Source organism: Sphingobium sp. FG58, from assembly GCF_057809055.1.
On sequence record NZ_JBMDJF010000004.1, the window covers coordinates 79385 to 104663 of the forward strand.

Annotated in this window: 25 protein-coding genes; 21 read left to right on the plus strand and 4 right to left on the minus strand. The window is 64.0% G+C overall.

Features of this window, described 5'->3' with window-relative positions:
- Positions 1 to 152 precede the first annotated feature (152 nt).
- The 7 genes from ACODR8_RS06955 to ACODR8_RS06985 all read left to right on the plus strand — a co-directional run bounded on the left by ACODR8_RS06955 (position 153) and on the right by ACODR8_RS06985 (position 5482).
- Complete coding sequence (locus ACODR8_RS06955) at positions 153 to 908, plus strand: SDR family oxidoreductase (protein WP_489006557.1); 756 nt, start codon at positions 153 to 155, stop codon at positions 906 to 908.
- A 34-nt stretch (positions 909 to 942) separates the two neighbouring features.
- Entirely contained in the window at positions 943 to 2277 is a 1335-nt protein-coding gene (locus tag ACODR8_RS06960) for an MFS transporter (protein WP_489006558.1), read from the plus strand.
- A 12-nt stretch (positions 2278 to 2289) separates the two neighbouring features.
- Positions 2290 to 2592, plus strand: a complete 303-nt coding sequence (locus ACODR8_RS06965) for a DUF1330 domain-containing protein (RefSeq protein ID WP_489006559.1) — start codon at positions 2290 to 2292, stop codon at positions 2590 to 2592.
- Between the two features lie 4 nt (positions 2593 to 2596).
- Positions 2597 to 3376 carry an acid phosphatase gene (locus ACODR8_RS06970; RefSeq protein WP_489006560.1) on the plus strand — a complete coding sequence of 260 codons (780 nt, stop codon included), beginning with the start codon at positions 2597 to 2599 and terminating at the stop codon, positions 3374 to 3376.
- The gene (locus ACODR8_RS06975; RefSeq protein WP_489006561.1) at positions 3373 to 4026 is read left to right on the plus strand and encodes a carboxymuconolactone decarboxylase family protein; all 654 of its coding nucleotides are present in this window, start codon (positions 3373 to 3375) and stop codon (positions 4024 to 4026) included. The genes ACODR8_RS06970 and ACODR8_RS06975 overlap by 4 nt, the downstream gene beginning before the upstream one ends.
- A gap of 122 nt (positions 4027 to 4148) precedes the next feature.
- A complete protein-coding gene (locus ACODR8_RS06980) occupies positions 4149 to 4379 on the plus strand; it encodes a biotin/lipoyl-containing protein (protein ID WP_006950849.1) in 231 nt (76 codons plus the stop codon).
- Complete coding sequence (locus ACODR8_RS06985; protein WP_489006562.1) at positions 4376 to 5482, plus strand: Gfo/Idh/MocA family protein; 1107 nt, start codon at positions 4376 to 4378, stop codon at positions 5480 to 5482. The genes ACODR8_RS06980 and ACODR8_RS06985 overlap by 4 nt, the downstream gene beginning before the upstream one ends.
- Before the next feature lie 2 nt (positions 5483 to 5484).
- On the opposite strand, the gene ACODR8_RS06990 is transcribed toward ACODR8_RS06985, so the two are convergent.
- On the minus strand, positions 5485 to 6285 hold the full coding sequence (locus ACODR8_RS06990; protein WP_489006563.1) for an enoyl-CoA hydratase/isomerase family protein: 801 nt from the start codon (positions 6283 to 6285) through the stop codon (positions 5485 to 5487).
- 147 nt (positions 6286 to 6432) lie between these two features.
- Here ACODR8_RS06990 and ACODR8_RS06995 point away from each other — a divergent pair, with 147 nt between their 5' ends.
- Positions 6433 to 8124 (plus strand): FAD-binding protein, encoded by a 1692-nt coding sequence (locus tag ACODR8_RS06995; protein ID WP_489006564.1) that lies wholly within the window; start codon positions 6433 to 6435, stop codon positions 8122 to 8124.
- A 168-nt stretch (positions 8125 to 8292) separates the two neighbouring features.
- The gene (locus ACODR8_RS07000) at positions 8293 to 8568 is read left to right on the plus strand and encodes an HU family DNA-binding protein (protein WP_006950838.1); all 276 of its coding nucleotides are present in this window, start codon (positions 8293 to 8295) and stop codon (positions 8566 to 8568) included.
- Positions 8569 to 8675: 107 nt separating this feature from the next.
- Here ACODR8_RS07000 and ACODR8_RS07005 read toward each other — a convergent pair whose 3' ends face one another.
- Positions 8676 to 10013: an LLM class flavin-dependent oxidoreductase gene (locus ACODR8_RS07005; RefSeq protein WP_489006565.1), complete on the minus strand. Its 1338-nt coding sequence runs from the start codon at positions 10011 to 10013 to the stop codon at positions 8676 to 8678.
- Positions 10014 to 10147: 134 nt separating this feature from the next.
- Positions 10148 to 11500 (minus strand): FAD/NAD(P)-binding protein, encoded by a 1353-nt coding sequence (locus ACODR8_RS07010; RefSeq protein ID WP_489006566.1) that lies wholly within the window; start codon positions 11498 to 11500, stop codon positions 10148 to 10150.
- A 69-nt stretch (positions 11501 to 11569) separates the two neighbouring features.
- Here ACODR8_RS07010 and ACODR8_RS07015 point away from each other — a divergent pair, with 69 nt between their 5' ends.
- From ACODR8_RS07015 to ACODR8_RS07030, 4 genes are read left to right on the plus strand one after another with little or no spacing between them, the layout of a single operon-like run.
- Positions 11570 to 11737, plus strand: a complete 168-nt coding sequence (locus ACODR8_RS07015; RefSeq protein WP_489006567.1) for a hypothetical protein — start codon at positions 11570 to 11572, stop codon at positions 11735 to 11737.
- A gap of 1 nt (position 11738) precedes the next feature.
- Positions 11739 to 12716, plus strand: a complete 978-nt coding sequence (locus ACODR8_RS07020) for an ABC transporter substrate-binding protein (RefSeq protein WP_489006568.1) — start codon at positions 11739 to 11741, stop codon at positions 12714 to 12716.
- A 4-nt stretch (positions 12717 to 12720) separates the two neighbouring features.
- Entirely contained in the window at positions 12721 to 13902 is a 1182-nt protein-coding gene (locus ACODR8_RS07025) for an acyl-CoA dehydrogenase family protein (RefSeq protein WP_489006569.1), read from the plus strand.
- Between the two features lie 12 nt (positions 13903 to 13914).
- Positions 13915 to 14859, plus strand: coding sequence for a D-isomer specific 2-hydroxyacid dehydrogenase family protein (locus ACODR8_RS07030; protein ID WP_489006570.1), 945 nt, complete (start codon positions 13915 to 13917; stop codon positions 14857 to 14859).
- A gap of 21 nt (positions 14860 to 14880) precedes the next feature.
- Here ACODR8_RS07030 and ACODR8_RS07035 read toward each other — a convergent pair whose 3' ends face one another.
- Positions 14881 to 15717, minus strand: coding sequence for a LysR substrate-binding domain-containing protein (locus ACODR8_RS07035; RefSeq protein ID WP_489006772.1), 837 nt, complete (start codon positions 15715 to 15717; stop codon positions 14881 to 14883).
- A gap of 289 nt (positions 15718 to 16006) precedes the next feature.
- Between ACODR8_RS07035 and ACODR8_RS07040 the strand changes: the two genes are divergently transcribed.
- From ACODR8_RS07040 to ACODR8_RS07075, 8 genes are all read left to right on the plus strand, one after another.
- Positions 16007 to 16825 carry an ABC transporter permease gene (locus ACODR8_RS07040; protein WP_489006571.1) on the plus strand — a complete coding sequence of 273 codons (819 nt, stop codon included), beginning with the start codon at positions 16007 to 16009 and terminating at the stop codon, positions 16823 to 16825.
- A gap of 2 nt (positions 16826 to 16827) precedes the next feature.
- Complete coding sequence (locus tag ACODR8_RS07045) at positions 16828 to 17646, plus strand: ABC transporter ATP-binding protein (protein WP_489006572.1); 819 nt, start codon at positions 16828 to 16830, stop codon at positions 17644 to 17646.
- Positions 17643 to 18257: a cysteine dioxygenase family protein gene (locus ACODR8_RS07050; protein WP_489006573.1), complete on the plus strand. Its 615-nt coding sequence runs from the start codon at positions 17643 to 17645 to the stop codon at positions 18255 to 18257. The genes ACODR8_RS07045 and ACODR8_RS07050 overlap by 4 nt, the downstream gene beginning before the upstream one ends.
- Positions 18254 to 19516, plus strand: coding sequence for a rhodanese-like domain-containing protein (locus ACODR8_RS07055; RefSeq protein WP_489006574.1), 1263 nt, complete (start codon positions 18254 to 18256; stop codon positions 19514 to 19516). Before ACODR8_RS07050 ends, ACODR8_RS07055 begins: the two co-directional genes overlap by 4 nt.
- Before the next feature lie 16 nt (positions 19517 to 19532).
- A complete protein-coding gene (locus tag ACODR8_RS07060) occupies positions 19533 to 20621 on the plus strand; it encodes an LLM class flavin-dependent oxidoreductase (RefSeq protein ID WP_489006575.1) in 1089 nt (362 codons plus the stop codon).
- Position 20622: 1 nt separating this feature from the next.
- Complete coding sequence (locus ACODR8_RS07065) at positions 20623 to 21582, plus strand: ABC transporter substrate-binding protein (RefSeq protein WP_489006576.1); 960 nt, start codon at positions 20623 to 20625, stop codon at positions 21580 to 21582.
- Between the two features lie 132 nt (positions 21583 to 21714).
- Positions 21715 to 24297 (plus strand): TonB-dependent receptor plug domain-containing protein, encoded by a 2583-nt coding sequence (locus ACODR8_RS07070; RefSeq protein WP_489006577.1) that lies wholly within the window; start codon positions 21715 to 21717, stop codon positions 24295 to 24297.
- Positions 24272 to 25237: an ABC transporter substrate-binding protein gene (locus ACODR8_RS07075; RefSeq protein WP_489006578.1), complete on the plus strand. Its 966-nt coding sequence runs from the start codon at positions 24272 to 24274 to the stop codon at positions 25235 to 25237. The genes ACODR8_RS07070 and ACODR8_RS07075 overlap by 26 nt, the downstream gene beginning before the upstream one ends.
- The last annotated feature ends 42 nt before the right edge of the window (positions 25238 to 25279 follow it).

Here is a 25279-nt window from a genome sequence, read left to right on the forward strand (position 1 = left end):
GCCAGGCAAATCGCCCCCGCGCTATCATGGCCTCACGGCAGGCCAGCCGGACAATCGCCGCCCGCCCGCCTGAGCGATATGTCACCCGCTTGCCTTGTGCGGCCATGCGCCTTCGGGCGATCATCGCCGCAACGGACATAGAAGGAGCGGACATGGCAGGCAGCCTGACAGGAAAGGTCGCGCTGGTGACCGGCGCATCGTCGGGCATTGGCGAGGCGGCTGCACTGGCTCTGGCGGGTGCGGGAGCAAGCGTGGCGCTGTCGGCCCGGCGCGTCGATCGATTGGGCGCATTGGTCGATCATATTGTTGGGGAGGGCGGCAAGGCCATCGCGCTGCCCGGCGACATGGCGGTGGAGGCGGACGCCACCCGCGCCGTCACCGACACCATCGATCGGCTTGGCCGCATCGACATCCTCGTCAATTCCGCCGGTGTCATCCAGGCGGGCGGGCTGGAAAGCCTCTCGCTCGACGAATGGCGGCGGGTGATAGACATCAACCTGCTTGGCACGCTCTACACCTGCAAGGCGGCGATCGGCCCGATGAAGGCTCAGGGCAGCGGCGACATCATCAATATCTCCTCGACCGCCGGGCGGCGCGCAGCCGGGCTGTTCGGTCCCTATTCGACCAGCAAGTTCGGCCTCACCGGCCTGACCGAAAGCCTGCGTCAGGAAGTGGGCGGCGCGGGTATCCGCGTGTCCATCGTCGAGCCGGGCGCGACCGCCACCGAAGTCGCAAGCGGCATCAGCGATCCGGCGATGCGCGCGGCGATGACCGACCATGTCGGCAAGGACACAGCGATGCAGCCGGACGACATCGCGCAAGCGATCCTTTTCATCACATCATTGCCCGCACGGGCGAACGTGTCGCAAATCCTGATCCGCCCGACCGCCGACACGGCGGCGATGTAGGCCGACCCCGACAGAATAAGAGGCGAGGAAATATATGGCCGACATCGAACCACGCGCGCCCGCGCTGTCAGAGGCGCTGCCCAGCATGGCCTACCGGTCCTGGTTCCTCTTCATCATGGTGCTGGTGTCTGCCTCCGTGCAGGGCGAACGCTATCTGATGGTGGTGATGGTCGAACCGATCCGCCGCGAACTGGGCCTGTCCGACGCAGCGATCGGCATGGTCAAGGACATGATCATCGCCATCGTCTATATTCTGGCCATCATCCCGCTCGCGCGGCTGGCCGATCGCTGGTCGAAGCGCAAAGTGGTCGCGATCGCGGCAACGCTATGGAGCGCCGCGGTCATAGTCTGCGGCGCGGCCAAGAGCTTTTGGGTCTTGCTGATCGGGCGGGCAGGCATCGGCCTTGGCGAAGGGGGCTATACCGCGCCGTCGCAGGCATGGATCGCCGACCTTTTCCCTGTTCGCCAGCGCGCGACCGCGCTGTCCATCTTCCTGCTTGGCGCGTCGCTTGGCACCTTCCTGGGTCCGGCGATCGGCGGCTGGGCGGTGCATGAATATGGCTGGCGCAACACGCTGATCTTCGCCAGCATCCCCGGCTTCATCCTGGCCCCCATCGTCTGGTTCACCCTGCGCGATACCCGCGCGGGTCTGGCCGATGGCGCGCCGGTGGAGACAGGCCCGCCGGCGTCGTTTCTCAAGACCGCGCGCGAACTGATGGCGATCAAGACCTTGCCACCGCTCATTCTCGCCGCCTCATTGAATGCGTTGCTGACCATGGGCTTTATCAGCTGGGCGCCCGCCTTCATGGAGCGCACCCACGGTATGCCCGCCAATGAAGCCGGGTTGCAGATGGGCGGGGCGCTCTTCTTCGGGTCCGCGATCGGCCACACCGTCGGCGGCCCGCTGGCGGACTTTCTGGGCCGTCGCGACATGCGCTGGTATGTCTGGATGCTGATGATCAGTGGCGCGCTGGCCACCGGCATTGGCTGGCTGATCCTGACCGGCTCGGCCGACCGGGTGTTCCCGCTCTATGGTCTCAACATGCTGATCGGCGGCCTGTCCGCCGCGCCGCTGATGGCCGTGGTCGCTGGCCTTGTCCCGTCCCGCTCGCGCGCGACCGCCATCGCCGTGCTGATGGTGTCGATTCAAGTCATCGGCCTTGGCGGCGGACCGGTGCTGGTCGGCTGGCTCAGCGACATTTTGCGCCCCGCTTATGGCGAGGATTCGCTGGGCATGGCGATGCGCTGGGCGTTGCTGGTCGGCATTCCCAGCACTATCCTGGCCTGGATCGCCAGCCGGTCCTGCCGCACCGATTTCGCGGCGGCCGGTGGCTGGAACGGCGCGGCGATCAACCATGCGACGCATTGAAAAGGACAGGTAATGCCGGCCTATATGATCTTCACCCGCGAAGGCCCGATAACCGATCAGGCGGCGATGGACGCCTATAGCGGCATGAACCGCAGCCATGCCGGGCGTTTCGTCGCCGACTATGGGCTGAAACCGCTGGCCGTCTATGGTGCGCTCGAAACGCTGGAGGGTGAGGGGCCGGAGGGCGTCGTCATATTGGAATTTCCCGACGCAGACAAAGCGCGCGCCTGGTACAACAGCCCGGAATATCAGGAATCGGCGCTCCTGCGGCAAAAGGGCGCCCCCTACCGCGCACTGCTGGTCGAGGGGCTGTAACGCTATGAAAGCTTACTTCCTCGCCGCCTGCCTCGCCACGATCGCGCTGCCCAGCGTTGCAGCCGAACCCGCCGCGCCCCGGCTAGGCACGGGCTACCTCAAGAGCGGGCCATTGCCCGACAGCTTCGCCCCGCCGCCGCCCGCACCCGGCTCCGCCGCGCTGGCCCGCGATGAGGAGGGGGCGAAGGCCGCGCTGACGCTGAGAGGCAGCCCGCGCTGGACGCTGGCGACCGCAGACGCCGATTTGCTTAGTCCCAAAGCGACCGCGACCTTCTCCTGCACGCTCGGCGTTGCGATCGGCCCGGACACGACGCCCCGGCTCGACCGGCTGCTGCGCCGGACCATCGCCGATTTCGGCATGTCCACCAGCGCGATCAAGCATCGCTACGCCCGCCCGCGCCCCTTCATGGTCAACGGACAACCCACCTGCACCCCGGACTGGGAACCGGTGTTGCGCAAGGACGGCTCCTATCCGTCCGGCCACAGCGCCATCGGCTATGGTTGGGGGCTGGTGCTGGCCGAGTTGCGCCCGGACATTGCCCCGGCCCTGGTCGCGCGCGGCCGCGCCTTTGGCGACAGCCGCCGCATCTGCAACGTCCATTGGCTCAGCGATACCGAGGAAGGCCGCCTTGCCGCCACGGTTGTGTTCGCACGGCTGAACGCCGACCGGACGTTTCAGAAAGACATGAAAGCCGCGCGCAAGGATATCGCCCGTGCCAAGGCCCGGCCCACCGGCTGCGACAGTGAAGCGGCCGCATTGACCCAAGGAGTGACCCAGCCATGACCGACATCAAACCCCGCATCCTGCCGCTCCCGCGCGAGGAGTGGACCGACGATGCGCGCGAGGTGTTTTCCTATTGGGGCGAACCCAATTCATGGGAAGAAGGCTCTAAAACCAATGTGTTAATGGTCATGGCCAATCACCCTGCACTGGGCAAGATGTATAATGTCTGGGGCAAGCATCTGCTTATGTCCAACTCACTGTCGACCAGGCATCTGGAACTGCTGATCCTGCGCGTCGCATGGGCTGTGAAGTCCGCCTATGAATGGCATAATCATGTCGGCTATGGCCTGAACGCCGGCCTGACGCTGGAGGATATCGCCGCCATCCGCGATTATCCCAACGGCGGCAATTGGGACGAGGCGGACGACGCCGTGCTTCGCTCGGTCGATGAACTCATCGCCGACGGCACGATCAGCGATGCCAATTGGGCCGTGCTGGGTCGCCATTTCACCAAGCAGCAGCAGATGGATCTGGTATTTTCGATCGGCCATTATGTGATGACCAGCTGGGCGCTCTCTTCCTTCGGCGTCGGCATCGAGGGCGGCGCGGACCCGATCGGCTTCGACCTCAAGACCGCATCGGGCAAGACCCCCGGCAAGACCTACAAGCCCGGCGAGACCGAGGACTGGACCGACAGCCGCGGCTACTGATTCCGGGCGCTATCGCGGCAACGATATTGGCTGCATCATCGCCCCTGCGCATTGCCGCACCGTCGCCGGAGCGGGCATGACGGATGCCAAGAGACATTCCTGTTTGCATGAGGGACAAGACCATGGCGACCGACATTTTGCTGCCCAAAATCGGCTTTTCGATGACCGAGGCCCAGATCGCCGAATGGCTCGCCGAAGATGGCGCGCAGGTCGAGGAAGGCCAGCCGCTCTATCTGCTCGAAGCCGACAAGTCGGCCAATGAAGTGGAATCGCCTGCCAGCGGCACGCTGCGCATCATCGCCCAGCCCGGCGAAACCTATGAAGTCGGTACGGTCCTCGGCACGATCGAATGAGACCATTGCGCGTCGGCATCGTCAGCGCCGCCTGGGGTGCCTTCGCCCATCTGCCCGCCTGGCGCGCCATTCCCGGCGTAGACGTCACCGCGATCTGCACATCGCGGGAGGAAACTGCCCGCGCCGCCGCCGACCGGCTGAACCTGCCGCGCGCTTTCTGGAACGCAGCCGAAATGTGCGCCGACCCGGATATCGATATTGTCGATCTGGGGACAAGGCCCAGCGTTCGTCTGCCGATGGTGCTGGCCGCGCTCGCCAATGGCAAACATGTCTATAATGCCAGCCCCCATGCTCCCGACTGGGCCGGGGCCAAGGCGATCGACGCGGCATGGCGCACCGGAACCAGCATCGGCGTGGTCGATGCCTTCTCCCAATGGCTGCCAGCCCATGCCCAGATGAAGGCGATGCTGGACTCGGACTATGTCGGCAGTCCGTTGGGTGGCACCTGCCATTTCAACCTGTCGCTGTTCAACAGCCCGATCAAACAATTCCCCTATAACTGGTTCGCGCAAAGCGGGCAGGGTGTCTCAGCCGTCCGCAACAATGGCAGCCACGCGCTCTACATGCTGCGCCATCTGTTCGGCCCGATCGCCGAACTGGTCGCCGACGACAGCCAGATATTGCGCGAGTGGCGCTTCCCCGATGGCGATGCGATCACGCCCGAAACCACTGATTTCGCCAATGTCATCCTGCGCTTCGAAAGCGGCCTCACCATGCAGATGCAGATCAGCTGGAGCATGGCGCTGCACGACGGCTGGCTGATCGATGTCTTTGGCGACAGGGGGCGACTGGTCGCTTCCTCGCCCACCTTCCCAACCGCGCGCGACTGCACCCTGCGCGGTGGCCAGCTGGGCGGCGCGTTGCAAGACATCGCTATCTCCGACAGCTACAAGACCGTACCTGGCATCGCCCTCGACTGGCAGAGCGAACCCCAGCCCAGCTATCCCATGGCGCTATCGATGCACGCAATGGTGGAAGCGATCCACGGACGCGGCACTAGCGCCCCGGACTTTGCCGAAGCGCTGGAGGTTGAACGCCTCCAGCAAGCCATCCGCCTGTCGAGCGAAACCCGCCGCTGGGTGCGACTAGCGGACATTAGCTGACCCTACTGCCCTGTAAACCGCGGCGCGCGCTTCTCCTTCAGCGCCGCAATCCCCTCACGATGATCGGCGCTACGGACGCTGAGCGATTCATAGGCGATCCCCGCTTCCATCACCGCGCTGGCGATCCGCTTCAACTCCATATTGGTCAGCACTTTCGTCCAGCGGATCGCATTGGGCGCGCCCGCCAGCAGCTTGCCGCAAAAGGCATCCACAGCCCCGTCCAGTTCCTCCGGCGCAACACAATGGTTGATCAGACCGATCTCCGCCGCCTTGCGCGCAGACAGCAACTCGCCAGTCAGCAGATATTCCTTGGCCTTGGCCAGCCCGATCCGCTGCGCCCACACCAGCGCGCCGCCATCCCCGGCAACCAGCCCGATGCCGACATGCGGATCACCGATCTTCGCCCCCTCGGCGGCAAAGATCACATCGCACAATAAAGCGATCGACGCGCCCAGACCCACCGCATGGCCATTCATCCGGCACACCACGGGCTTCTCGATGTCCAGCATCGCAAAGACGATCCGCTTGGCCTGCCGCGCCTCATGGTCGAACAGATGCGGGTTGGCGGCATTATGCTCCATATGCGCAATGTCGCCGCCAGCCGAAAAGGCGCGACCCGCGCCGGTCAGCAGGATGACGTCGGACTCCGGGTCGGTCGCCGCAAAGGTCAGCGCTTCGGGCAATTCGTCATGCAGCGTCAGATTGACCGCGTTCAGCGCATCGGGCCGATTGAGCGTCACGACCAGCAACCGTTCGCGTCGTTCGAGCAAAATCGTCTGGAACAGGGGCAGTGGCTGGCTCATGCGCGGGTCTCCTTGCCCCTCCCTTATCATGCTCCGTGCCCCTGCCAACGTCGCCATGGCGATAAGCGCAGCCCGTTTGCCCGCGCGAGCTGCCATTCCCTGTCATCGCGCTATAGCTTCGCGGCAAGACATAAGGGAGAGCGGAGCATGGCCGGGTTTGACGAGACGTTCGACTGGGTGGTCGTCGGCAGCGGCGCTGGATCGATGATTTCCGCGCTGGTCATGCGCCATGCCGACAAGTCGGTCGTCATCCTCGAAAAAACCGTCTGGGCTGGCGGCACCACTGCCAAGTCGGGTGGCGTCATGTGGATTCCCGCCAACCGCTTCATGCTGGCCGACGGCGAGCAGGACAGCGCCGACGCGGCCATGACCTATCTCGACGCGCTCCAGCAACTGGACGGCGCTCCGGCACCCGGCACCTCGCGCGAAAAACGGCTAGCCTATGTGACACAGGCACCCCGCGCGATCGACTTTCTGGTGGACAAGGGCGTGGCGCTGCAACGCGGCGCGACCTTCTGGCCGGACTATTATGACGAGCTGCCGGGCGGCTGCAAGACGTCGCGCACGGTCGTCGCCAAACCCTTCGATCGCAAGGAACTGGGGTCATGGCGTGACAAGCTGCGCAAGGGCTTTGCCGAATTCAATGTCACGCTGGTCGAGGGGATGGAAGCGCAGGGCCATCGCCGCACGAACAAGGCGTCGGGCAAGATGCTGGCGCGTATCATCCTGCGCACCCTGCGTGATCTGGTGCTGGGCCGCAAATATACCACGGCGGGCGGCGCGTTGCAGGGGCGCTTGCTCAAGGCCGGGCTGGCGGCGGGCGCAGAGCTGCGGCTGAACGCACCGGTCAGCGAACTGGTGATAGAGGATGGGACAGCCACCGGGGTCGTGACGATGCGTGACGGCAAGCCGTGGCGGATCGGCGCGCGACTTGGCGTCCTCGTCAATGCGGGCGGTTTTGCCCAAAATCAGGCGATGCGCGACACCTATATGCCCGGCACGCAGGCGCAATGGTCGCAAACCGCTGAGGGCGACACCGGAGAGATGCACCGCGAACTGGAACGGGCCGGCGGCCAGTTGGCGCAGATGGACCAGCTGGTCGGCTATCAGATGACCCTCGCGCCCGGCTGGGACAAGCTCTATGTCGCGCCCGGCGCCCAGTCGATGACCGGCAAGCCGCACGCGATCCTGGTCGACCAGACCGGCCAGCGCTACATGAACGAAGGCGGCAGTTACGAACTCTATTGCGAAAATATGCGCAAACGGAATCTCGTCGCCCCGTCGGTTCCCAGCTGGGCCATACTCGACCGCCAATATGCCGAACTCTATGCGATCGCGGGCAAATTCATCGACAAGAAGATCCCTGAAAACTGGATCGAAAGCGGCTATCTCCACACCGCCGACACGATCGAGGGACTGGCCGCCAGCATCCATGTCGATCCCGCCGCGCTGGCCGCGACCGTGGCGCGCTGGAACGGGCATGTGGCCAAGGGGGTGGATGAAGATTTCCACCGGGGCGAGCGCGCCTATGACAATTGCGGCTTCGTCGGCGATCCCTTCTCGGAGCGTAGCGCCATCGGTGCGATAGACAGGGCGCCCTTCTACGCCGTTCCGGTCGTGCCGGGCGACGTCAGCACCTATGGCGGCGTCATCACCGACGACAAGGGCCGCGTCGTTACAGCCGAAGGCAGCGTGATCTCAGGCCTCTACGCCACCGGGGTCACGACCGCATCGGTCATGGGCAATGTCTATCCCGGCGCGGGCGCAAGCATCGGCCCGTCGCTCACCTTTGGCTATATCGCCGCCCGCCATGCGGCTGGTTTGGACAACCAGCTTTAGCCGATCGGTTTGGGCGATCGGCCGTCCCGAAACTGGCCAAGTGCGACAAAGGACAGGAAAATCGCCCTAAACGTCCCGCTAAGCCTAAGATTGCGGCACGTGGCATATGGACCAGCGCCTCAGCCTTGGTTATGCGGTCTAGGCAATAACCCCTAAGAAAGGCATTTTATGAACAATAGCGATCTGGCCGACGGCGTTGCCTCGGCACATGGCATCACCAAGGCGGATGCCCGCAAGATTGTCGACGGTGTTTTTGCTGCCATCGCCGATGCCGCCGCCAAGGGCGAAGAAGTGTCCCTCAATGGCTTCGGCAAGTTCAAGGTGAAGGATTCGCCAGCGCGCGAAGGCCGCAACCCCTCGACCGGTGCGACCATTCAGATCGCCGCGTCGAAGAAGCTGGGCTTCACGCCGGCCAAGGCGGTCAAGGACAAGCTGAACGGCTGATCGGACAAACCGGCGCCGCTCTCAGGAGCGACGCCGGTTGCCTATATACCCCTGATGTTCGGGGATGCGGTCCGATCTCTATCGCACCGGTTTGCGCGAAGCGCGCATCAGGCCGCGCTTTTGCGGCTTTTACCCACTGAATAGCGGTTTTCCGGCACTGGCAGGCCCAGATGCTCGCGGAAGGTCGTGCCTTCATATTCGGTGCGGAACAGGCCACGCGCCTGAAGGATCGGGATCACCCTGTCGACGAACAGGTCCAGCTGTCCCGGCAATGGCTCGAACACTACAAAGCCGTCCGCCGCGCCGTTCTCGAACCATGTTTGCAAGCGATTGGCCACCGTTTCGGCCGATCCCACAAAGTCCCCGCGCGGGCTCGCCAGCCGCTCGGCCACCTGCCGCAACGTCAGATTTTCCGCGCGCACTTCGTTCAGAACCCGCAGCGTAGCGCTCTGCTGGCTGTTGATGCCGATATGTTCGACATCCGGGAATGGGGCATCCAGATCATATTGGCGGAAATCATGGTCGTTGAAGGTGCGTGACAGAAAGCCAAGCCCGGTGTCGATCGACTCCAGCGCCGCCAACTCACGATAGCGCGCTTCAGCGTCCTCGTCGCTGTCGCCTACGATCGGGGCGATGCCCGGCAGGATGAACAGTTGGTCGGGGTCACGGCCCAGACCCTTGGCGCGTGCCTTGACATCGGCCAGATAGGCCTGGCCATCCTCCTGCGTCACGGCAAGGGTGAAGATCACCTCGGCCCGGCGCGCGGCAAAATTGCGACCATCTTCCGATGCCCCTGCCTGAAAAATCACCGGCTGCCCCTGTGGCGTGCGCTTGATGTTCAGCGGCCCGCGCACCTGGAAAAATTCGCCCTTATGGTCCAGCCGGTGGAGCTTGTCGGGATGGACAAACTGTCCACTGTCCTTGTCGCCGACATGGGCGCCGTCATCCCAGCTGTCCCAAAGCCCCTGGACCACGTCCAGATATTCGCCCGCAATGCGATAGCGAAGGGCATGGGCGGGATGTTCGGTCTTGCTGAAATTGGCGGCGGTATCGCCCAGCCAGGAGGTTACGACATTCCACCCCGCACGCCCGCCGCTCAAATGGTCGAGCGACGCAAACTGTCGTGCGACATTGAAGGGTTCGGAATAGCTGACCGTCAATGTGCCGACCAACCCGATGCGTGACGTTGTGGCGGCCAGCGCCGACAGAATGGTGATCGGCTCGAACCGGTTGAGATAATGCGGGCTGGACTTTTCGGTGATCGACAGGCTGTCGGCGACAAAGAGGAAGTCGAACTTCCCCCGTTCCGCGCTCGCCGCCTGCTTCTGATAATGGGCAAGGCTGGTGCTGGCGTTGACGTCGCGGTCGGGATGCCGCCAGTCGTTCCATGTCCGCCCCACGCCATGCAGGATGAAGCCGAGTTTGATATGCCGTTGCTGGGTCATGACTATGCCTTTCAGGAAAACCACGCCCGGTTTTACTGGAGGCGCCCAACGCCAACCAACGCCAAGTCCTCGACGACATATGATTTGGGCAAATAGAGGGGTCTGATCTCCGCCGCGCGGACGCAGGCCTGGCCCTAAAGCCCCTCTGCCTCCACCCAATATGCGCCTGTAATCTGCCGCGCCAGCGCCCACACTTGCCGCCGAATGTCTGGCACCGCCACAATCTCCCAATGCGCGCCGCGTGTCATCGGGCCGACGAAGAACAGGCGGGTCTGCGCCGATCCGTCATCGGCAATGGCATGGCATTGCTGGTCCACGTCTATGCCGATCGCCAGCGGATCGGGACGGATCGCACCGCGGGCATGGAGATTTTGCAGCAGGGTGTCGCCCGTGCGGCGCAGGTCGCCCAGTGGCCCGGTGCAATTGACCACCCGCGCAACATCGATCCGCTCGATCGCGTCCTGCCCGCGTCCGCGCACAGCCATGCTGATGCCCGACTCCACCGCAACCGCATCAACAACCTTGGCGGCGCGGACGTGCAATCGCCCTTCCGCCTGCATCGCCGCCAGCCGTGCAGCGACCGGCGGCGCGATGCGATGGCGATGGACATCCCAATAGGGCCGCAAATGGCGCAGGAAACGGGCTTGTTCGGCGGGGCTTGCGGCGCGCCACATGTCGGGGGTGAAGGGGCGCAACTCATCGACCGCATTGCGCCAGCCAATCTCCGCCGCGCGCGTACGGACCATGTGGACCAGAGCGGATGCCGGTCCCCGTGGTCGTTCGCGACGCGGTGCATAGGCCGGGGCGGGCGCATGACAATGCGGCAACAGCCCGCGCCGTGACAGGGCGATGATCCGCCCCGCAAAACCTGCACTGTCCAGGCTCAGCGCGCAATCCACCGCCGTCAGCCCGCTGCCCAGCAACAGGAGCGTATCAGCCTCGCCCAGCCCCTTCGCGATATCGGCGGCCCAGGGATTATTGACATAGGTGGGGCTGGCCATTCCGGCCAAAGCAGGCAGGTCATGCGGCGGCAGATTGCCGGGCGCGATAATCACAATATCCGTCGCGATCGCCCCTCCTGATCGCAACGCCACCTGCGCGCCACCCGGCTCAAGCACCAGATCGACCGCCTCATCCTCCAGCACGGTCAGCCGGTCTCCTGCCAGACCCCGCACTGCTTTCAGCATCGCGTACAGATAGGCGCCATAGTCGCGCCGCGTCGCAAAGCTGCCTTCCTGTCCCAGCCCCTCCTGCGTCAGCCACGCGGTGAAATGCCCCGGCTGGTCGGGCAGTGCGCTCATATTGGCGGCGCGCACGTTCAATATATGGTCCGCCTGCGCTGCACCATAGGCGAGGCCCCGTCCCAGACGGTCGGGGCGACGCTCCACCATCGTCACCCGCAACGACCCGTGGCGCAGCAGGTTGATCGCCAGCAACGTTCCGCTGAAGCCTCCTCCAATGATGGTGGCGTGGTCGACCTTCAGCATGAATCAAGCATTTCTAATCATTGGCGGAGCATTGCTTGTGGGACTTATCTCTACTGGTTCAATAGATAAATGATCAATCTGCATGAGAGAAGGACGATCATGACCCTGTTGCGTTCCCTTAAACGTGGCTGGCTGCGCCTGCGTGCGGCGGCCCGGCGCGAATTTCTGCGTGATCCCAATTTGGTCCTGCTTGACCGCGCCGCCGAACCTGCGCCGAATGGCACGGGGGTACGCTAATATGTGGTCCAGGCGTGGATTTCTGGGCGCAACCGCTGCCAGTGCTTTGGTGTTGACCGGGTGCAGTCGTGGCGGAAATGGCACCCCCCAATTGCGGGTGTCGATCACCGGGAAGGGGGAAGGGGACACGCGCCTGCTGTTCAAGGCCGCCGGGATCAGGCCGGAAGGATTCGATGTACAATATAGCGAATTTCAGTCCGGCCATCTGGTGGTGGAGGCGCTGAACGGCGGTTCGCTCGACTATGGCGGGATGAGCGAAATCCCGCCCATCTTCGCCGCTGCCTCCACCATTCAGAGCTTCCGCCAGATCGCGGTCGCCCATGGCGACGTCAATAATCAGGTGGTGCTGGTGCCCAAGGGGTCGAAGGCGCGCTCGATCACCGATCTCAAGGGCAAGCGCGTGGGCTATGTCCGCGCGACGACGACCCAATATTTCCTCATCCGTATGCTCGAAGAAGCGGGGCTGAGCTGGGATGACATCACCCCGGTCGCCATGGGCGTGTCCGATGGTGCCGCCGCCTTTTCGCAAGGGTCGCTCGATGCCTGGGCGATTTTCGGATTCCCGATCCAGCGCGCCGTCGCGACGGAGGGCGCGCGGGTGCTGCGCACCGCTTATGGCATATTGTCGGGCAATTATCTCGCCGCCGCCCATGTCGATGCGCTGGCCGATCCTGAAAAGGCGAAGCTGATCGGCGACTATCTGGGCCTCGTCCAGAAAGCCTTTGGCTGGGCGGTCGCGCATCAGGACGAATGGGCCGGGATCATCGCCCAGGATATCGGCGTACCGCGCGCCTATGTCGTCGACCAGTTCCAGCGCCAGAGCGCCGCCTTTGAACTGCGCCCCGTCACCGATGCCGCCATCGCCTCGCAACAGCAGGTCGCGGACCTGTTCTTCAAACAGGGCTTGCTGCCCAAGGCAGTGGACGTCCGCCCGCTATGGGACACCCGCTTCAACTCCGTCATTCCAAAGAGAGGCTGAAACGATGGCCAGCCAGCCGATACTCCTCGACACCCCTCCGTCCGCAACCCCTGTGTCTGCTGACCTGCTCGATCGCGTGACCCGGCAACTTGCCGCCACCGCCGAAGCCTATGACCGCAGCGGCGAATTTCCCCGCGCCAATTTCGATCTTCTGGCGCGCGAAGGACTGATCGGCCTTACCGTATCGCGCGATCTGGGCGGTAGTGGCGCATCCCTGTCCGAAGCGATCCGGGTCTTGGGTGCCGTCGCCAAGGGCGAACCATCGACCGCGCTGATCCTGTTCATGACCTATCATTATCACGCCTCCCCCGCGCGGGCGCAGGGCTGGCCAAAGGATATTTACGAGCGGCTGGCGCGCGATGCGGTGGCGGGACGCGGCCTGATCGGCGGGCTTCGGGTCGAACCCGAACTGGGGACGCCCGTGCGCGGCGGCCTGCCCGCCACTATCGCGCGGCGCACCGCCGACGGCTGGGCGATCAGCGGCACGAAAATCTACTCGACCGGATCCACCGGTCTCGACTGGTTTTCGGTCTGGGCCAGGACCGATGAGCAAAATCCGCGCGTCGGCAATTTCCTGGTAAAGGCCGACAGCCCAGGCATAGAGATTGAGCCGGTCTGGGACCATCTGGGGATGCGCGCCACGGTCAGCCACGCTGTCCATTTCACCGATACGCCCACGCCGCTCGACCATGCGGTCGACATTCGTCGGCCTGAACAATGGGCGAGCGCGGCAGCGGATACGGGGCTGGCGATCTGGAATGCGCTGGCCATCTCCACCATCTATGATGGCGTGGCACGCGCCGCGCGCGACTGGCTGCGCGCCTATCTCAATGACCGGGTGCCGACCAATCTGGGCGCATCGCTCGCCACACTGCCGCGCGTGCAGGAGAAATTCGGCGAGATCGAAACCCTGTTGCAGGTCAACCGTACGCTCATCCGCGACGCGGCCGCGCGCCACGATGCGGGCGATCCGCCCGGTGCGGTGGAGGTAAACACTATCAAATATGTCGCCACCGCCAACGCCATCCGGGCCGTCGAAATCGGCCTGGAGTTGACCGGCAACCCCGGCATCAGCCGCACAAATCCGCTCGAACGCCATTATCGCGACGTGCTGTGCAGCCGCATCCATTCGCCCCAGACCGACACGATCCTGATCGCGGCGGGCCGCGCGGCGCTTGGGAATTGAAGGGACACTGATATGTCGCTGATCATTGCCAGCCAGCTGGAAGCCGATTTCAACCGCAGCCTTGGCCTGCATCCGTCCGCCCCCACATTGATCGACGTGGCGGAGGATGAACCCTGGACCGCGGCCAGTGAGGCCGACATATTGCTCGTCCGACCCTCGCTTGCCTGGCGACAGTCGCTCCATGCGCGCCCCAATATCTGGCCGGGTCGCCTGAAATGGGTCTATAGCGCGTCGGCGGGCGTGGATTTCTATCCCGACTGGCTGCTCGACGCGCCACTCGTCACTTGCGGGCGCGGCGTCGCGTCGGAAGAGATTGCCGACTATGTCATCGCCGCCATCTATGCCCATGCCAAGAATCTGGAGGCGGTGACGGCGCGGTCACGCGCGCAATGGGTCAATGCGCCGCTTGGGCGTGTATCGGGGACGACTATCGGCATTGTCGGTCTCGGCGCGATTGGCCGAGCGGTTGCCCGGCGCGGGCTGGCGCTGGGCGCGCAAGTCATCGGCGTCCGTCGATCCGGCACCCAGTCGGGCCTCAATGGCGTCGAGCTTGTCCGTGACATCGAGGCATTGGTGGCGCGCGCCGACCATATCGTCATCGCCGTGCCTGCGACGCCGGAAACCCGCCATCTGTTCGATGAAGCGCTCCTGGCAAAGGTGAAGCCCGGCGCGCACCTCATCAACGTCGCCCGCGGCACCGTGATCGATCAGTCCGCTTTGGTCGATGCGCTCGACAACGGGCCATTGGGCTTTGCCACGCTCGATGTGACCGAACCGGAGCCGCTGCCCGAAGGCCATATCCTCTACACCCACAATCAGGTGCGCCTCACCCCGCATATCTCCAGCAACCATACGCTGATCCGTCATCGGTTGCTGGAAAAGGTGCAGGATGATCTGACCCGTTTCGTGCGCGGGGAAAAACCCAGCGACATCGTCGATCCGTCGCGGGGCTATTGAAAGGTTTGGGATATGGACGGTTCAGAGCGCCTGAACCGTCTCCCGCGCCAGTTCCGCCAGACGGTTCGCCGCCTTGTCCAGCCTGTCCCCGGCCCGCAGGATCGCCGCCACGCGGGGCAGCGAGGGCAGGCGATCATGATCCAGAACAGCATCGTCCCCCAGGAACAGATGCGTGCGGCAGGTGATGCCCAGCCCGGCGCCCACGGCCGCTTTCAACGTCGCCAGATTGGGCGTCTCCACGGTGATCCGCCATTGCAGCCCCGCATCCTCCAGCGCGCGGATCGCCGCCTCGCGGAAACGGCACGGCTCTTCCAGCACGGCGAGCGGGATGATCTCACGTTCCGCCAGCGCTATATTGCCATACCAGCTCATCGGCGCGACGGTCACCGCATGGGGATCGTTAGGCGCGGCAAAGCCCAGCAAAATGTCCAGTTCATGCCGGTCGAGCAATGTCTGCAACTCCGCCGTCCCGGCCACGCGGGCGTAGATTTGCGCGTCGGGATGCAGTTCGGCAAAGCGCGAAAGCAGGCCGGTCAGCAGCGTATCGGCGAAATCCTGCACCATGCCGATCCGGGCCGGACCGGCAAAGCGGCCTGCACTGACCGCCGCCACCGCCTCATCATGCAGGTTCAGCACCCGCCGCGCATAATCGAGCAGCACATCGCCCGCGCTCGTCAGCGTCAGTCGCCGCCCTTCGCGCAGGAACAGGCTCTGCTGCACCAGCTCCTCCAGCCGCTTGATCTGTAGGCTGAGCGCGGATTGCGTCACAAACACCTGTTCGGACGCATTCAGCATCGATCCGGTATCGACGATAGCAACGAAGCTGCGCAGCAAATTGGTCGGCAGATTGACCGGCACGATACACCTCATGAAATATTGGAAGCGCCAGACCGCGATCGGAACCGGCACCAGGCCTTATCGCCGATGCTCATATATCAATCAAAATAGTAGAGATTTGTTCGGGCCATGATTTTCTTGGGTCTCCACCGCCGTCGCCCGCAAAACCGTCATATTCCGCGTCAGGTGGGCCAAAAAATGCGTCCAATGCCCAGCTATCAAATATCCCAATAGGTGAGCCATGAAAAACTTAATTGAATTGGTAGAGAAATAATGGTGGGCTTCTCGCCATCATCACAAGGGCGAGAATATGACGGTTTTGACGGTAGGAAGCGGGGCGCTGGAGGCCCGGAGCGTGCGCAGCTTTTCGCTGTCGCGCTTTGGCGGGCGCTGGCTCTCCCCCGTGTTGCTGCTGCTGCTCTGGGAATTGGGGTCGCGTACCGGCCTGATCCCCGAACGCACGCTGGCGGCGCCCTCGGCGGTGATAGGCACGCTGCTGGAAATGGTCATATCGGGCGAACTCCCCTCCAACCTGCTCGTCTCCTTCGCCCGCGGGGCTGCCGGTCTGCTCATCGGCGTCAGCCTTGGCCTGGGCCTGGGCCTGATCGCTGGCCTCTCGCGCGCTGGTGAGCTGGCGGTCGATCCGCTCATGCAGATCAAGCGGACCATTCCCGCGCTGGCGCTCACGCCGCTGTTCATCGTCTGGTTCGGCATCGGCGAAACCCCCAAGGTCGCGCTGATCGCCTTTGGCACCATCTTTCCTGTCTATCTCAACCTCTATAGCGGCATACGTGGGGTCGATCTGCGCCTGCTCGACGCTGCCAAAAGCTTCGGTCTCAGCCGCTGGGAACAGGTCTGGCACGTCATCCTGCCCTCGGCGCTCCCCTCGCTGCTGGTCGGGCTGCGCTACGCCCTGTCGGTGTCCATCCTCGTCCTGGTCGTTGCCGAACAGATCAACGCCTCAGCGGGGCTTGGCTATCTCATCAATAATGCCCGCGATTTCATGCGGACCGACATCATCGTCGTCTGCCTCATGGTCTATGCCATTCTCGGCCTTGGCGCCGACTGGCTGGTCCGCACGATCGAAGCCCGCGCCCTTATCTGGCGCCCCAGCATAGTGGAGCAATAAGCATGAACGCTGCCCAGGGATTTTCCACGCTGCCCAAAGGTCTTTCCACACTGCAAAGCGCCGCTTTCATCCCCGATCTTCCCCATCCCGAACCTGTCGTGCGGCTGCACAATTTCGTCCGCCGCTTTGGCCCGAACACGATCATCGACGGCCTGAACCTGGAGATTGCGCCGGGTGAGTTCATCGCGCTGCTCGGCCGTTCCGGTTCCGGCAAGACCACGCTGCTGCGCACCCTTGCCGGGCTGGACGAAGTGCGCGGGCAGGATGTCGAAGTCCCCGATAGCCGCGCCGTCGTCTTTCAGGACGCCCGCCTGCTGCCCTGGAAACCGGTGTGGAAGAATGTCGCGCTGGGCCTGAAGGGCGACAATGCCCGTGATCGGGCCGAAGCGGCGCTCAAGGAAGTCGGCCTTGGCCACCGTCTCGACGCCTGGCCGCTCACCCTGTCCGGCGGCGAAGCCCAGCGCGTCGCGCTCGCCCGCGCGCTCGTGCGTGAACCCAAATTACTGCTGCTCGACGAACCCTTCGCCGCGCTCGATGCGCTGACCCGCTACCGGATGCACGATCTCGTCCTTTCGCTCTGGCGCAAGCATCGGCCCGCCGTGCTGCTCGTAACTCATGATGTCGAGGAAGCGATTGCGCTGGCCGATCGGGTGCTGGTCCTCGACAAGGGTCGCATCGTTGCGCAGGAACGCATCACCGCGCCGCGGGGCGAACGCGCCAGCTTCGCCCCGCGCCTGCGCGAAAAACTCCTCTCCCATCTGGGCGGCGACGATCATGGTGAAGGTGTCGTCCCGTTCCCGATCGCCGAGGCAGCGGAATGAACGCGGTCACGGCGATCGACCGGCCCGTCAAGCTGGACCGGCTGCGCGGTTTCGTCACCGCCTTTGCCGATCTGCTGTCCGCCACCCGCGACGAAGGCGCCATCCTGCAAAGCGGCGCTGCGCTGCTCACTCGCCTGATCGCCAGGGATGACTGGTTGCCGGATGCGTTCGCCCGCCCGAACCCCGATCGCTACCAGCAATATCTGCTCCACTGCGACAGCCGAGAGCGGTTCAGCGTGGTCAGCTTCGTCTGGGGGCCGGGCCAGTCCACCCCGATCCACGACCATAAAGTCTGGGGTCTGGTCGGTGTGCTGCGCGGCGTGGAAAAGGTCGAGCGCTTCCGTCGCCTGCCGACCGGAGGCCTGATCAACGAGGGTGAGGACTATCTGGGCGAGGGGCAGGTCGATGCGGTCTCTCCCCGCATTGGCGACATTCACCGCGTCACCAATGGCCGTACCGACGCGCCGTCCGTCTCCATCCATGTCTATGGCGCCAATATCGGCGCGGTCGACCGTGCGACCTATGCCCTCGACGGTACGGCCAAGACCTTCATTTCGGGTTACGCCAACAGCGTGATCCCCAATCTCTGGGACAGATCGAACAGCCTATGACCACCGATACGCTCGACCGCACCCTGACATCGACGCCACAGGATATCCGCCGCGCGCTGCTGGTCGGCAGCGAAATTGCGCTGATCGACGTGCGTGAGGAACATGATTTCGCGCAGGGCCATCCCCTCTTCGCCGCCCAGATCCCGCTCCGCCGCATCGATGAGGAAGCCCGCTGGCGCATCCCCCGTCTGGCGACGCCGATCGTCGTCTATGACAATGGAGAAGGTCTGGCGCGCAAGGCCGCCGTCCGCCTCGAAGCCTTGGGCTATACTGACGTGCGCGAACTGGAGGGCGGCCTGTCGGGCTGGCGCGAGGCTGGCTATGAACTGTTCGAGGACGTCAACAGCTACTCCAAGGCCTTTGGCGAACTGGTCGAGCATCGCCGCCACACCCCCAGCCTGCCCGCCGAAGAGGTGCAGGCGCTGATCCGGGAGAAGGCCGACATCGCCATTCTCGATGCCCGCCGCTACGACGAATATAACACCATGAGCATCCCCACCGGCACCAGCGTGCCGGGCGCGGAACTGGTGCTGCGCGCGCGGAGCATCGCGCCCGATCCCGACACCACCATCATCGTCAACTGCGCCGGCCGCACCCGCTCGATCATCGGCACCCAGTCGCTGGTCAATGCAGGCCTGCCCAACAAAATCTATGCGTTGCGTAACGGCACGATCGGCTGGACGCTGGCAGGGCAGGAACTCGAAACCGGCCAGACCCGCGTTGCGCCGGACATCGATCATCAGTCTGCCGAGGAAGCCCGCGCCCATGCCCGCGACGTCGCCTATCGCGCCGGGGTGAAACGGATCGGCTGGGAAGAACTGGAACAGCTAAAGGCCGACACCGGACGCACCCTCTACCTCTATGACGTGCGCCAGCCCCGCGAGTTTGAAAGCGGGCATCTACCCGGCTTCCGCAACGCGCAGGGCGGCCAGCTGGTGCAGGAAACCGACCATAACGCTCCGGTGCGGGGCGCGCGTATCGTCGTCACTGACGATATTGGCCCGCGCGCCGACATGACCGCCTCCTGGCTCGCCCAATTGGGCTGGGACGTGTCGATCCTCGATGTCGACTGGTCGGCGGTCACGCTGGAAACCGGCCCGGACGGCGCGCCCACGCCCCGCACGCGGGAGGGGCGCTACAAACGCCCCTATGAAGGCACCGACAATCAGGCCGAAAAAATGCAGGCCTATCTCGACTGGGAATATGGCCTCGTCGCCCAGCTGGAGCGCGACGGCACCCACGGCTTTTTCGTCATCTGATCGTCAGGAAACACCCATGAGCGTCAAATTCATCGGCTATATCGGCTTCAACAACGGCTCTGAAATACAGGCGGCAGTGCGCAGTCGCGTGCTGGACAAGGACTATGTGGAAGCCGCCGCTCAAGCGCAGGAGGAGGGCGGCTTCGATCGCGTCCTCATCCCCTTCGGCTCCAATAGCCCGGAAAGCCAGATCGTCGCTGCCCATGCCGCGGCTATCACGTCTAAACTCGGCTTTCTCGTCGCTCACCGGCCCGGCTTCACCCAGCCGACGGTCGCCGCGCGCCAGCTGGCGACGCTGGACCAGCTTTCGGGCGGGCGCGTCGCGGTCCACATCATCACCGGCGGCGCGGACGAGGAAATGGCGCGCGATGGCGACACGAAAAGCGTCAAGGCCGAACGCTATGCCCGCACCGACGAATATCTGACGATCCTGCGCCAGGAATGGACCGCCGCGCAGCCCTTCGACCATCAGGGCCGCTTCTATGACGTCAAGCAGGCGTTCAGCGCGATCAAGCCCGACAATCTGCCAGTGTTTTTCGGCGGATCGTCCGATGAAGCGATCGACGTGGCAGGCCGCCATGCCGACGTCTATGCGCTCTGGGGCGAAACGCTCGAAGCGGTGAGCGACACGGTGCGGCAGGTCCGCCGATCGGCTGCGCGCTATGGCCGCAACCCCGGCTTCTCGCTGTCGCTGCGACCTGTCATCGCCGATACCGAAGAAGCGGCGTGGAAGCGCGCTGCGGAGATCGAGGAGCAGGTGCGCGAAAATCGGCTGGCGGCGGGCCTGCCGCTGACCGGCCATCGCCCGCTCAATGCGGGGTCGCGCCGCCTGCTGGAGACTGCCAGCGGGAACCGGCGTGACACGCGGCTGTGGACCGGCGTTGCCGCGCTCACCGGCGCGTCAGGTAACAGCACCGGCCTTGTCGGCACACCCGAACAGGTCGCAGACGCGATGCTCGATTATTATGACATCGGCATCGACCATTTCCTGATCCGCGGCTTCGATCCGCTCGGCGATTCGATCCTCTATGGCCGCGAGTTGCTGCCGGTCGTGCGCGCCAAGGTTGCGCAGCGTGACAGCGCCCGCCTGGCGCTTGCAGGCTGACATGCGTAAAAAGACCGCCGTCCTCCTGTCGGCGACCCTTGTCGCGGCGGCGGGCATCGGCCTTGCCGCCGCGACCTTTCGCAGCGGGCATGAGTCGGTCCTGCGCGTCGCCAATCAGAAGGGACAGGTAAAGGCGATGATGGTCGCGTCAGGCGTGCTGGATGGCGCGCCTTACACGGTCGAATGGTCGGAATTTCCCGCAGCACAGCCATTGCTCGAAGCGGTCGGCGGCGGCGCTGCGGACCTGGGCCTTGCCGCCGACGCCCCCTTCATCTTCGCCTATCAAAGCGGCAGCCCGGTCAAGGCGATCGCGGTGCAGGCACCCGCCAATCAGGCGGCGCAAGCGCTGGCGATACTGGTCAAGACCGCCTCGCCGATCCGCACCCCGCATGATCTGGTCGGCAAATCCATTGCGACCACGCGCGGGTCGATCGGCCATCATCTGCTGCTCCAGGCGCTGGAGCGGGCCAATATCCCGGCGGACAAGGTGCGCGTCACCCTGCTCCCGCCCGGCGATGCCAAGGCCGCGTTCGACAGCGGCGCGATCGATGCCTGGGCGACCTGGACCCCCTATACCAATGTCGCGATCAAGGAAGGCGCGCGCGTCGTGGTCGATGCCAAAGATTATGGCCTGCCGCTCTATATCGACATCGCCCATGCCGGTTCGATTGCGCCCAAACGCGCATTGCTGGCGGACTTTCTGAAGCGGGAGGCGCAGGCAGTCGCCTGGGCGCGTGCGCATCCCGATCAATTCGCGCAGGTGCTGGCGAAGGAAACCGGCCTGCCGCTCGACATCGCCCGCGCCAGCTTCGACCGCAGCAACCGTGTGTCGCGGCCGATCGACGCCAGCATCATCGCCCATGAACAGGCGATCACCCAAAGGTTCCAGAAAGCGGGCCTGACCGACGGCAAACGCGACGTCGCCCAGGCCTTCGACACCAGCTTTGGCGATGATCACTGAAACAATAAGTTTTGCGTGGAAAAGGCGATCTAAAATTAAATTATAATCATAGGTTTAGCTGCGAAGTCATTATTCAATTATCATGGTAGAAAATAGACGGTCCCCGGAAATATATTGGGGAACATAAAAGCAATGAAGAATATCGGGTCCTATTACGCATCGACAGCCGCTGTCGCTTTATTGCTGGCAGGCGGATCTGCACATGCGCAGACCGATGCGTCACCACAGCCCGCCGCTGCCGAGGCGGCGGACGCAGGCACCATCATCGTCACCGGCGTGCGCGGCGCGCCGCGAACTGTGGCCGAAAGCCCGGCCCCGATCGACGTCGTCAGCGCGGACAAGCTCCAGGCGACCGGATCGGCCGAATTTGGCGAAGCGCTGTCCAAATTGCTGCCCTCGCTCAATTTCGGCGCGACCCATGCGGGCGTGTTCTCGATCGGCCGTCCCGTCACCAATCGCGGCCTGGCCCCTGCCTACACGCTGGTGCTGATCAACGGCAAACGCCGCCACAATGGCGCGTTTCTCAGCAACAGCACTGCCGACACATCCGGCTCCAACCCGGTCGATATCGACCTGATCCCCACCAGCGCGATCGACCGGATCGAAGTGTTGAAGGATAGCGCCGCCGCCCAATATGGCACCGACGCCATTGCCGGGGTCATCAATATCCAGCTCGCCGAAAAACCGGGGCTGAGCGGCGATTTCACCTATGGCACCCTCTATGACGCCAATGGCAAGCCGGACAGCTGGAAAGGGACGATCCGCTACGGCACCCGCATCGGCGATGGCGGTTTTCTGACGATCAGCGGCGACATTCGCAAGCGCGGCGGCGCCTGGTGGAACCTGCCCGCGACCGACACCAATCTCTATGGCCTGCCCGCCGGTCGCACGATTGATGACGTCGTGGCGACCAGCGGCCTGACCCGCGATCAGGTGCTGGCCAACGTGGCTGACGCCAACGCGCGCAATGCCCAGTGGAACCGTGACGGCGCACATAATGGCGATCCGCAGATCAAGGCGTTCAACCTTTCCTACAATGCCCAGCTGCCGGTGACCGACAACGCCACCCTTTACAGCTTTGGCACCTATGGCGAACGCGACGCCCAGATCGGCAACAACTTCCGCCGTCCCAACAGCACGGCGAATTTCACCGCGCAATTCCCCGACGGCTATTATCCGCTCAATAATATCGACGAAAATGACTTTCAGTTCGTTGGCGGTCTGCGCGGGGAATTGGCGGGTTGGAACTATGACGTTTCGTCCTCCTTCGGTCGCAATTACAGCCATCAATATTCCAAATTGTCGCTCCGCCCCTCGCTGGGGCCGACGGGACCGACCGAATGGCCCAATCTTGCCAATTTCGAATTTCGCCAATGGACCCACAATGTCGACCTGACCCGCGAGTTCGACATAGGCCTTGCCCGCCCGGTCCAGATCTCGGTCGGCGGCGAATATCGCCTCGACCGCTTCCGCACCTTCGCGGGCGACCCGTTGGCCTATGAACCGGCCACCTACACCTTCAAGCCCGGCGACCAGCAATATGACTGGAATGTCGGCCGCATCGCCTCCCCGGTGGTGCAGGGCGCGATCGTCCTGTCCCCCGCTGATGAGGCGGACATCAGCCGCAAGGTTTATGCCGGCTATGTCGATGTGGGTGTCTATCCGCTCGACGCCTGGTACATCGGTGCGGCGGTCAGGGCTGAACATTATAGCGACGGATCGGGCAGCCCGGTCGGCCTCAAACTCAACAGCCGCTATGAATTCAGCCCGGCACTGGCCATTCGCGGCACCGTCGGCACCGGCTTCCGCGCACCCTCTCTGACCCAGATCGGTTATGCCCAGACCGACGGGCGCACCTCCTCCTTCTTCAATGCCGAAACAGGCCAGACGGAATTGCTACCCACCGTCGCCAAGCTGGTGACGGCGGACTCGACCGTCGGCCAGTTGCTTGGGGCAAAGCCGCTCAAGGCGGAAAAGACCTGGAACGCGGGTCTTGGCGTCGTGTTTACGCCCATCCCGTCGCTGTCGATCACGCTGGATGGCTATTATATCAAGATCAAGGATCGGATCGAACGCACCGGCCGCCTGTTCGGCACCGGCATTTCCGCCATCCTCGCCGCCAATGGCCTGTCCGACATCGAACAGGCGGAATATTTCATCAACGCCGCCGATACCACGACCAAGGGGTTCGACCTTGTCGCCGACTATTCCACCACGCTTGGCGATTTCGGCAGACTGGGCGCGACGCTGGCGTTCAACTATTCGCGGACCAAGGTGAACGATGTCGTCGCCACCCCGACGCAGCTGTTCGCGGCCAACGGCACATCGCTGCTGGGCGCAGGGTCGGTATTTTTCGGCGGCGACAAGATCGGCGAACTCGAAGTGCTGCAACCCCATACCAAGCTGGTAAGCACCCTGAACTGGTCGAAGGGCATTTTCGGCCTCAGCCTCACCAACACGCGCTACGGCAAATATACCCAGCGCACCGCCGCAGGCGACGATCGTCACTTCGGCGCAAAGATCATCACCGACGCCAGCATCAGCGCCAAAGTGACCAGCTTTGCCACCCTGTCGGTCGGTGCGACCAACCTCTTCGACGTCCGCCCCGAAACCAACGGACCGGGCAATCCCCAGACAGGGCAGGGCTATTACGGCCCGTCCCCCTTCAACCCCGCAGGCGGATATTATTATGGACGGCTCGCACTTGCTTTCTGACCGGCGCAGCTTCCTGGCCGGTGCCGCGGCCCTCAGTCTCGCCGCGTGCGGCGGGGCCGGGAAGGGCGGGCGGACCAAATTGGTGCTGGGCGATCAGGTCCATCTCCTCCAGTCGAAAGCGGAGGCGGCGGGCGTCCTCGACAATCTGGCCTATGACATTGAATGGGCCAATTTCGTCGGCGCCGCGCCATTGCTGGAAGCCCTCAATGCAGGCGCGGTCGATACCGCGCCTGCGGGCGACCTGCCCGTGGTGCTGGCCGCCGCCGCCAAGGCTCCGCTCAAGATTATCGCTGGCACGCAATTTTCGACCCGCAACATCGGTATCATCGCCGCCAAAGGATCATCGCTGCACAGGATCGCTGATTTGGCCGGTCGGCGGGTCATCGTGTCGAGCGCGCGCGGCAGCATCTCGCACTATCTGCTGCTCGAAGCGCTCAAGGAAGCGAAGGTCGACCGGCGCAAGGTCGATATCGGCTTCATGCTGCCCAACGATGCCGCCGCGGCCTTTGCCGCCGGCCGGATCGATGCCTGGGCGACCTTTGGCACATATCAGATCGCCGCCGAATTGGCTGGTGCCCGGCTGTTGCGCGATGGAGAGGGCATTAATAGCCCCTACGCTCTTTTGGCTGCGTCGCAGGAAGCGCTAGACGATCCGGCCCGACGCAGTGCCTTGCGCGACCTCCTGGCCCGATTGCAGAAATCGGCTGAATGGTCAGCGGCGCATCCGGCGGACTATGCCGCCATTTTTCAACAGCAAACCAAAGTGGAGCCGCAGGTGGCCCGCCTCATGGTAGAGCGTCAGAACGGTTTTCTCGTCCCGCCCGGCGCTGCCGTCATCCACCCCCTCCAGCGCGTGGTCGATCGCTTCTATGCCGATGGCGAACTGCCCGCCCATGTCGATGTCGCGTCGATCGTCGATGCCGGGATCTTCCCTGCATGAGCATCAGCGCCCTTCACTTCAGCCATTCTCATTGGGCCGCGC

Excerpts from the sequence above, each read along its gene's own strand:
- ACODR8_RS06955 (WP_489006557.1), top strand. The coding sequence starts at position 153 with ATGGCAGGCAGCCTGACAGGAAAGGTCGCGCTGGTGACCGGCGCATCG.
- ACODR8_RS06960 (WP_489006558.1), top strand. The coding sequence starts at position 943 with ATGGCCGACATCGAACCACGCGCGCCCGCGCTGTCAGAGGCGCTGCCC.
- ACODR8_RS06965 (WP_489006559.1), top strand. The coding sequence starts at position 2,290 with ATGCCGGCCTATATGATCTTCACCCGCGAAGGCCCGATAACCGATCAG.
- ACODR8_RS06970 (WP_489006560.1), top strand. The coding sequence starts at position 2,597 with ATGAAAGCTTACTTCCTCGCCGCCTGCCTCGCCACGATCGCGCTGCCC.
- ACODR8_RS06975 (WP_489006561.1), top strand. The coding sequence starts at position 3,373 with ATGACCGACATCAAACCCCGCATCCTGCCGCTCCCGCGCGAGGAGTGG.
- ACODR8_RS06980 (WP_006950849.1), top strand. The coding sequence starts at position 4,149 with ATGGCGACCGACATTTTGCTGCCCAAAATCGGCTTTTCGATGACCGAG.
- ACODR8_RS06985 (WP_489006562.1), top strand. The coding sequence starts at position 4,376 with ATGAGACCATTGCGCGTCGGCATCGTCAGCGCCGCCTGGGGTGCCTTC.
- ACODR8_RS06990 (WP_489006563.1), bottom strand. The coding sequence starts at position 6,285 with ATGAGCCAGCCACTGCCCCTGTTCCAGACGATTTTGCTCGAACGACGC.
- ACODR8_RS06995 (WP_489006564.1), top strand. The coding sequence starts at position 6,433 with ATGGCCGGGTTTGACGAGACGTTCGACTGGGTGGTCGTCGGCAGCGGC.
- ACODR8_RS07000 (WP_006950838.1), top strand. The coding sequence starts at position 8,293 with ATGAACAATAGCGATCTGGCCGACGGCGTTGCCTCGGCACATGGCATC.
- ACODR8_RS07005 (WP_489006565.1), bottom strand. The coding sequence starts at position 10,013 with ATGACCCAGCAACGGCATATCAAACTCGGCTTCATCCTGCATGGCGTG.
- ACODR8_RS07010 (WP_489006566.1), bottom strand. The coding sequence starts at position 11,500 with ATGCTGAAGGTCGACCACGCCACCATCATTGGAGGAGGCTTCAGCGGA.
- ACODR8_RS07015 (WP_489006567.1), top strand. The coding sequence starts at position 11,570 with ATGATCAATCTGCATGAGAGAAGGACGATCATGACCCTGTTGCGTTCC.
- ACODR8_RS07020 (WP_489006568.1), top strand. The coding sequence starts at position 11,739 with ATGTGGTCCAGGCGTGGATTTCTGGGCGCAACCGCTGCCAGTGCTTTG.
- ACODR8_RS07025 (WP_489006569.1), top strand. The coding sequence starts at position 12,721 with ATGGCCAGCCAGCCGATACTCCTCGACACCCCTCCGTCCGCAACCCCT.
- ACODR8_RS07030 (WP_489006570.1), top strand. The coding sequence starts at position 13,915 with ATGTCGCTGATCATTGCCAGCCAGCTGGAAGCCGATTTCAACCGCAGC.
- ACODR8_RS07040 (WP_489006571.1), top strand. The coding sequence starts at position 16,007 with ATGACGGTTTTGACGGTAGGAAGCGGGGCGCTGGAGGCCCGGAGCGTG.
- ACODR8_RS07045 (WP_489006572.1), top strand. The coding sequence starts at position 16,828 with ATGAACGCTGCCCAGGGATTTTCCACGCTGCCCAAAGGTCTTTCCACA.
- ACODR8_RS07050 (WP_489006573.1), top strand. The coding sequence starts at position 17,643 with ATGAACGCGGTCACGGCGATCGACCGGCCCGTCAAGCTGGACCGGCTG.
- ACODR8_RS07055 (WP_489006574.1), top strand. The coding sequence starts at position 18,254 with ATGACCACCGATACGCTCGACCGCACCCTGACATCGACGCCACAGGAT.
- ACODR8_RS07060 (WP_489006575.1), top strand. The coding sequence starts at position 19,533 with ATGAGCGTCAAATTCATCGGCTATATCGGCTTCAACAACGGCTCTGAA.
- ACODR8_RS07065 (WP_489006576.1), top strand. The coding sequence starts at position 20,623 with ATGCGTAAAAAGACCGCCGTCCTCCTGTCGGCGACCCTTGTCGCGGCG.
- ACODR8_RS07070 (WP_489006577.1), top strand. The coding sequence starts at position 21,715 with ATGAAGAATATCGGGTCCTATTACGCATCGACAGCCGCTGTCGCTTTA.
- ACODR8_RS07075 (WP_489006578.1), top strand. The coding sequence starts at position 24,272 with ATGGACGGCTCGCACTTGCTTTCTGACCGGCGCAGCTTCCTGGCCGGT.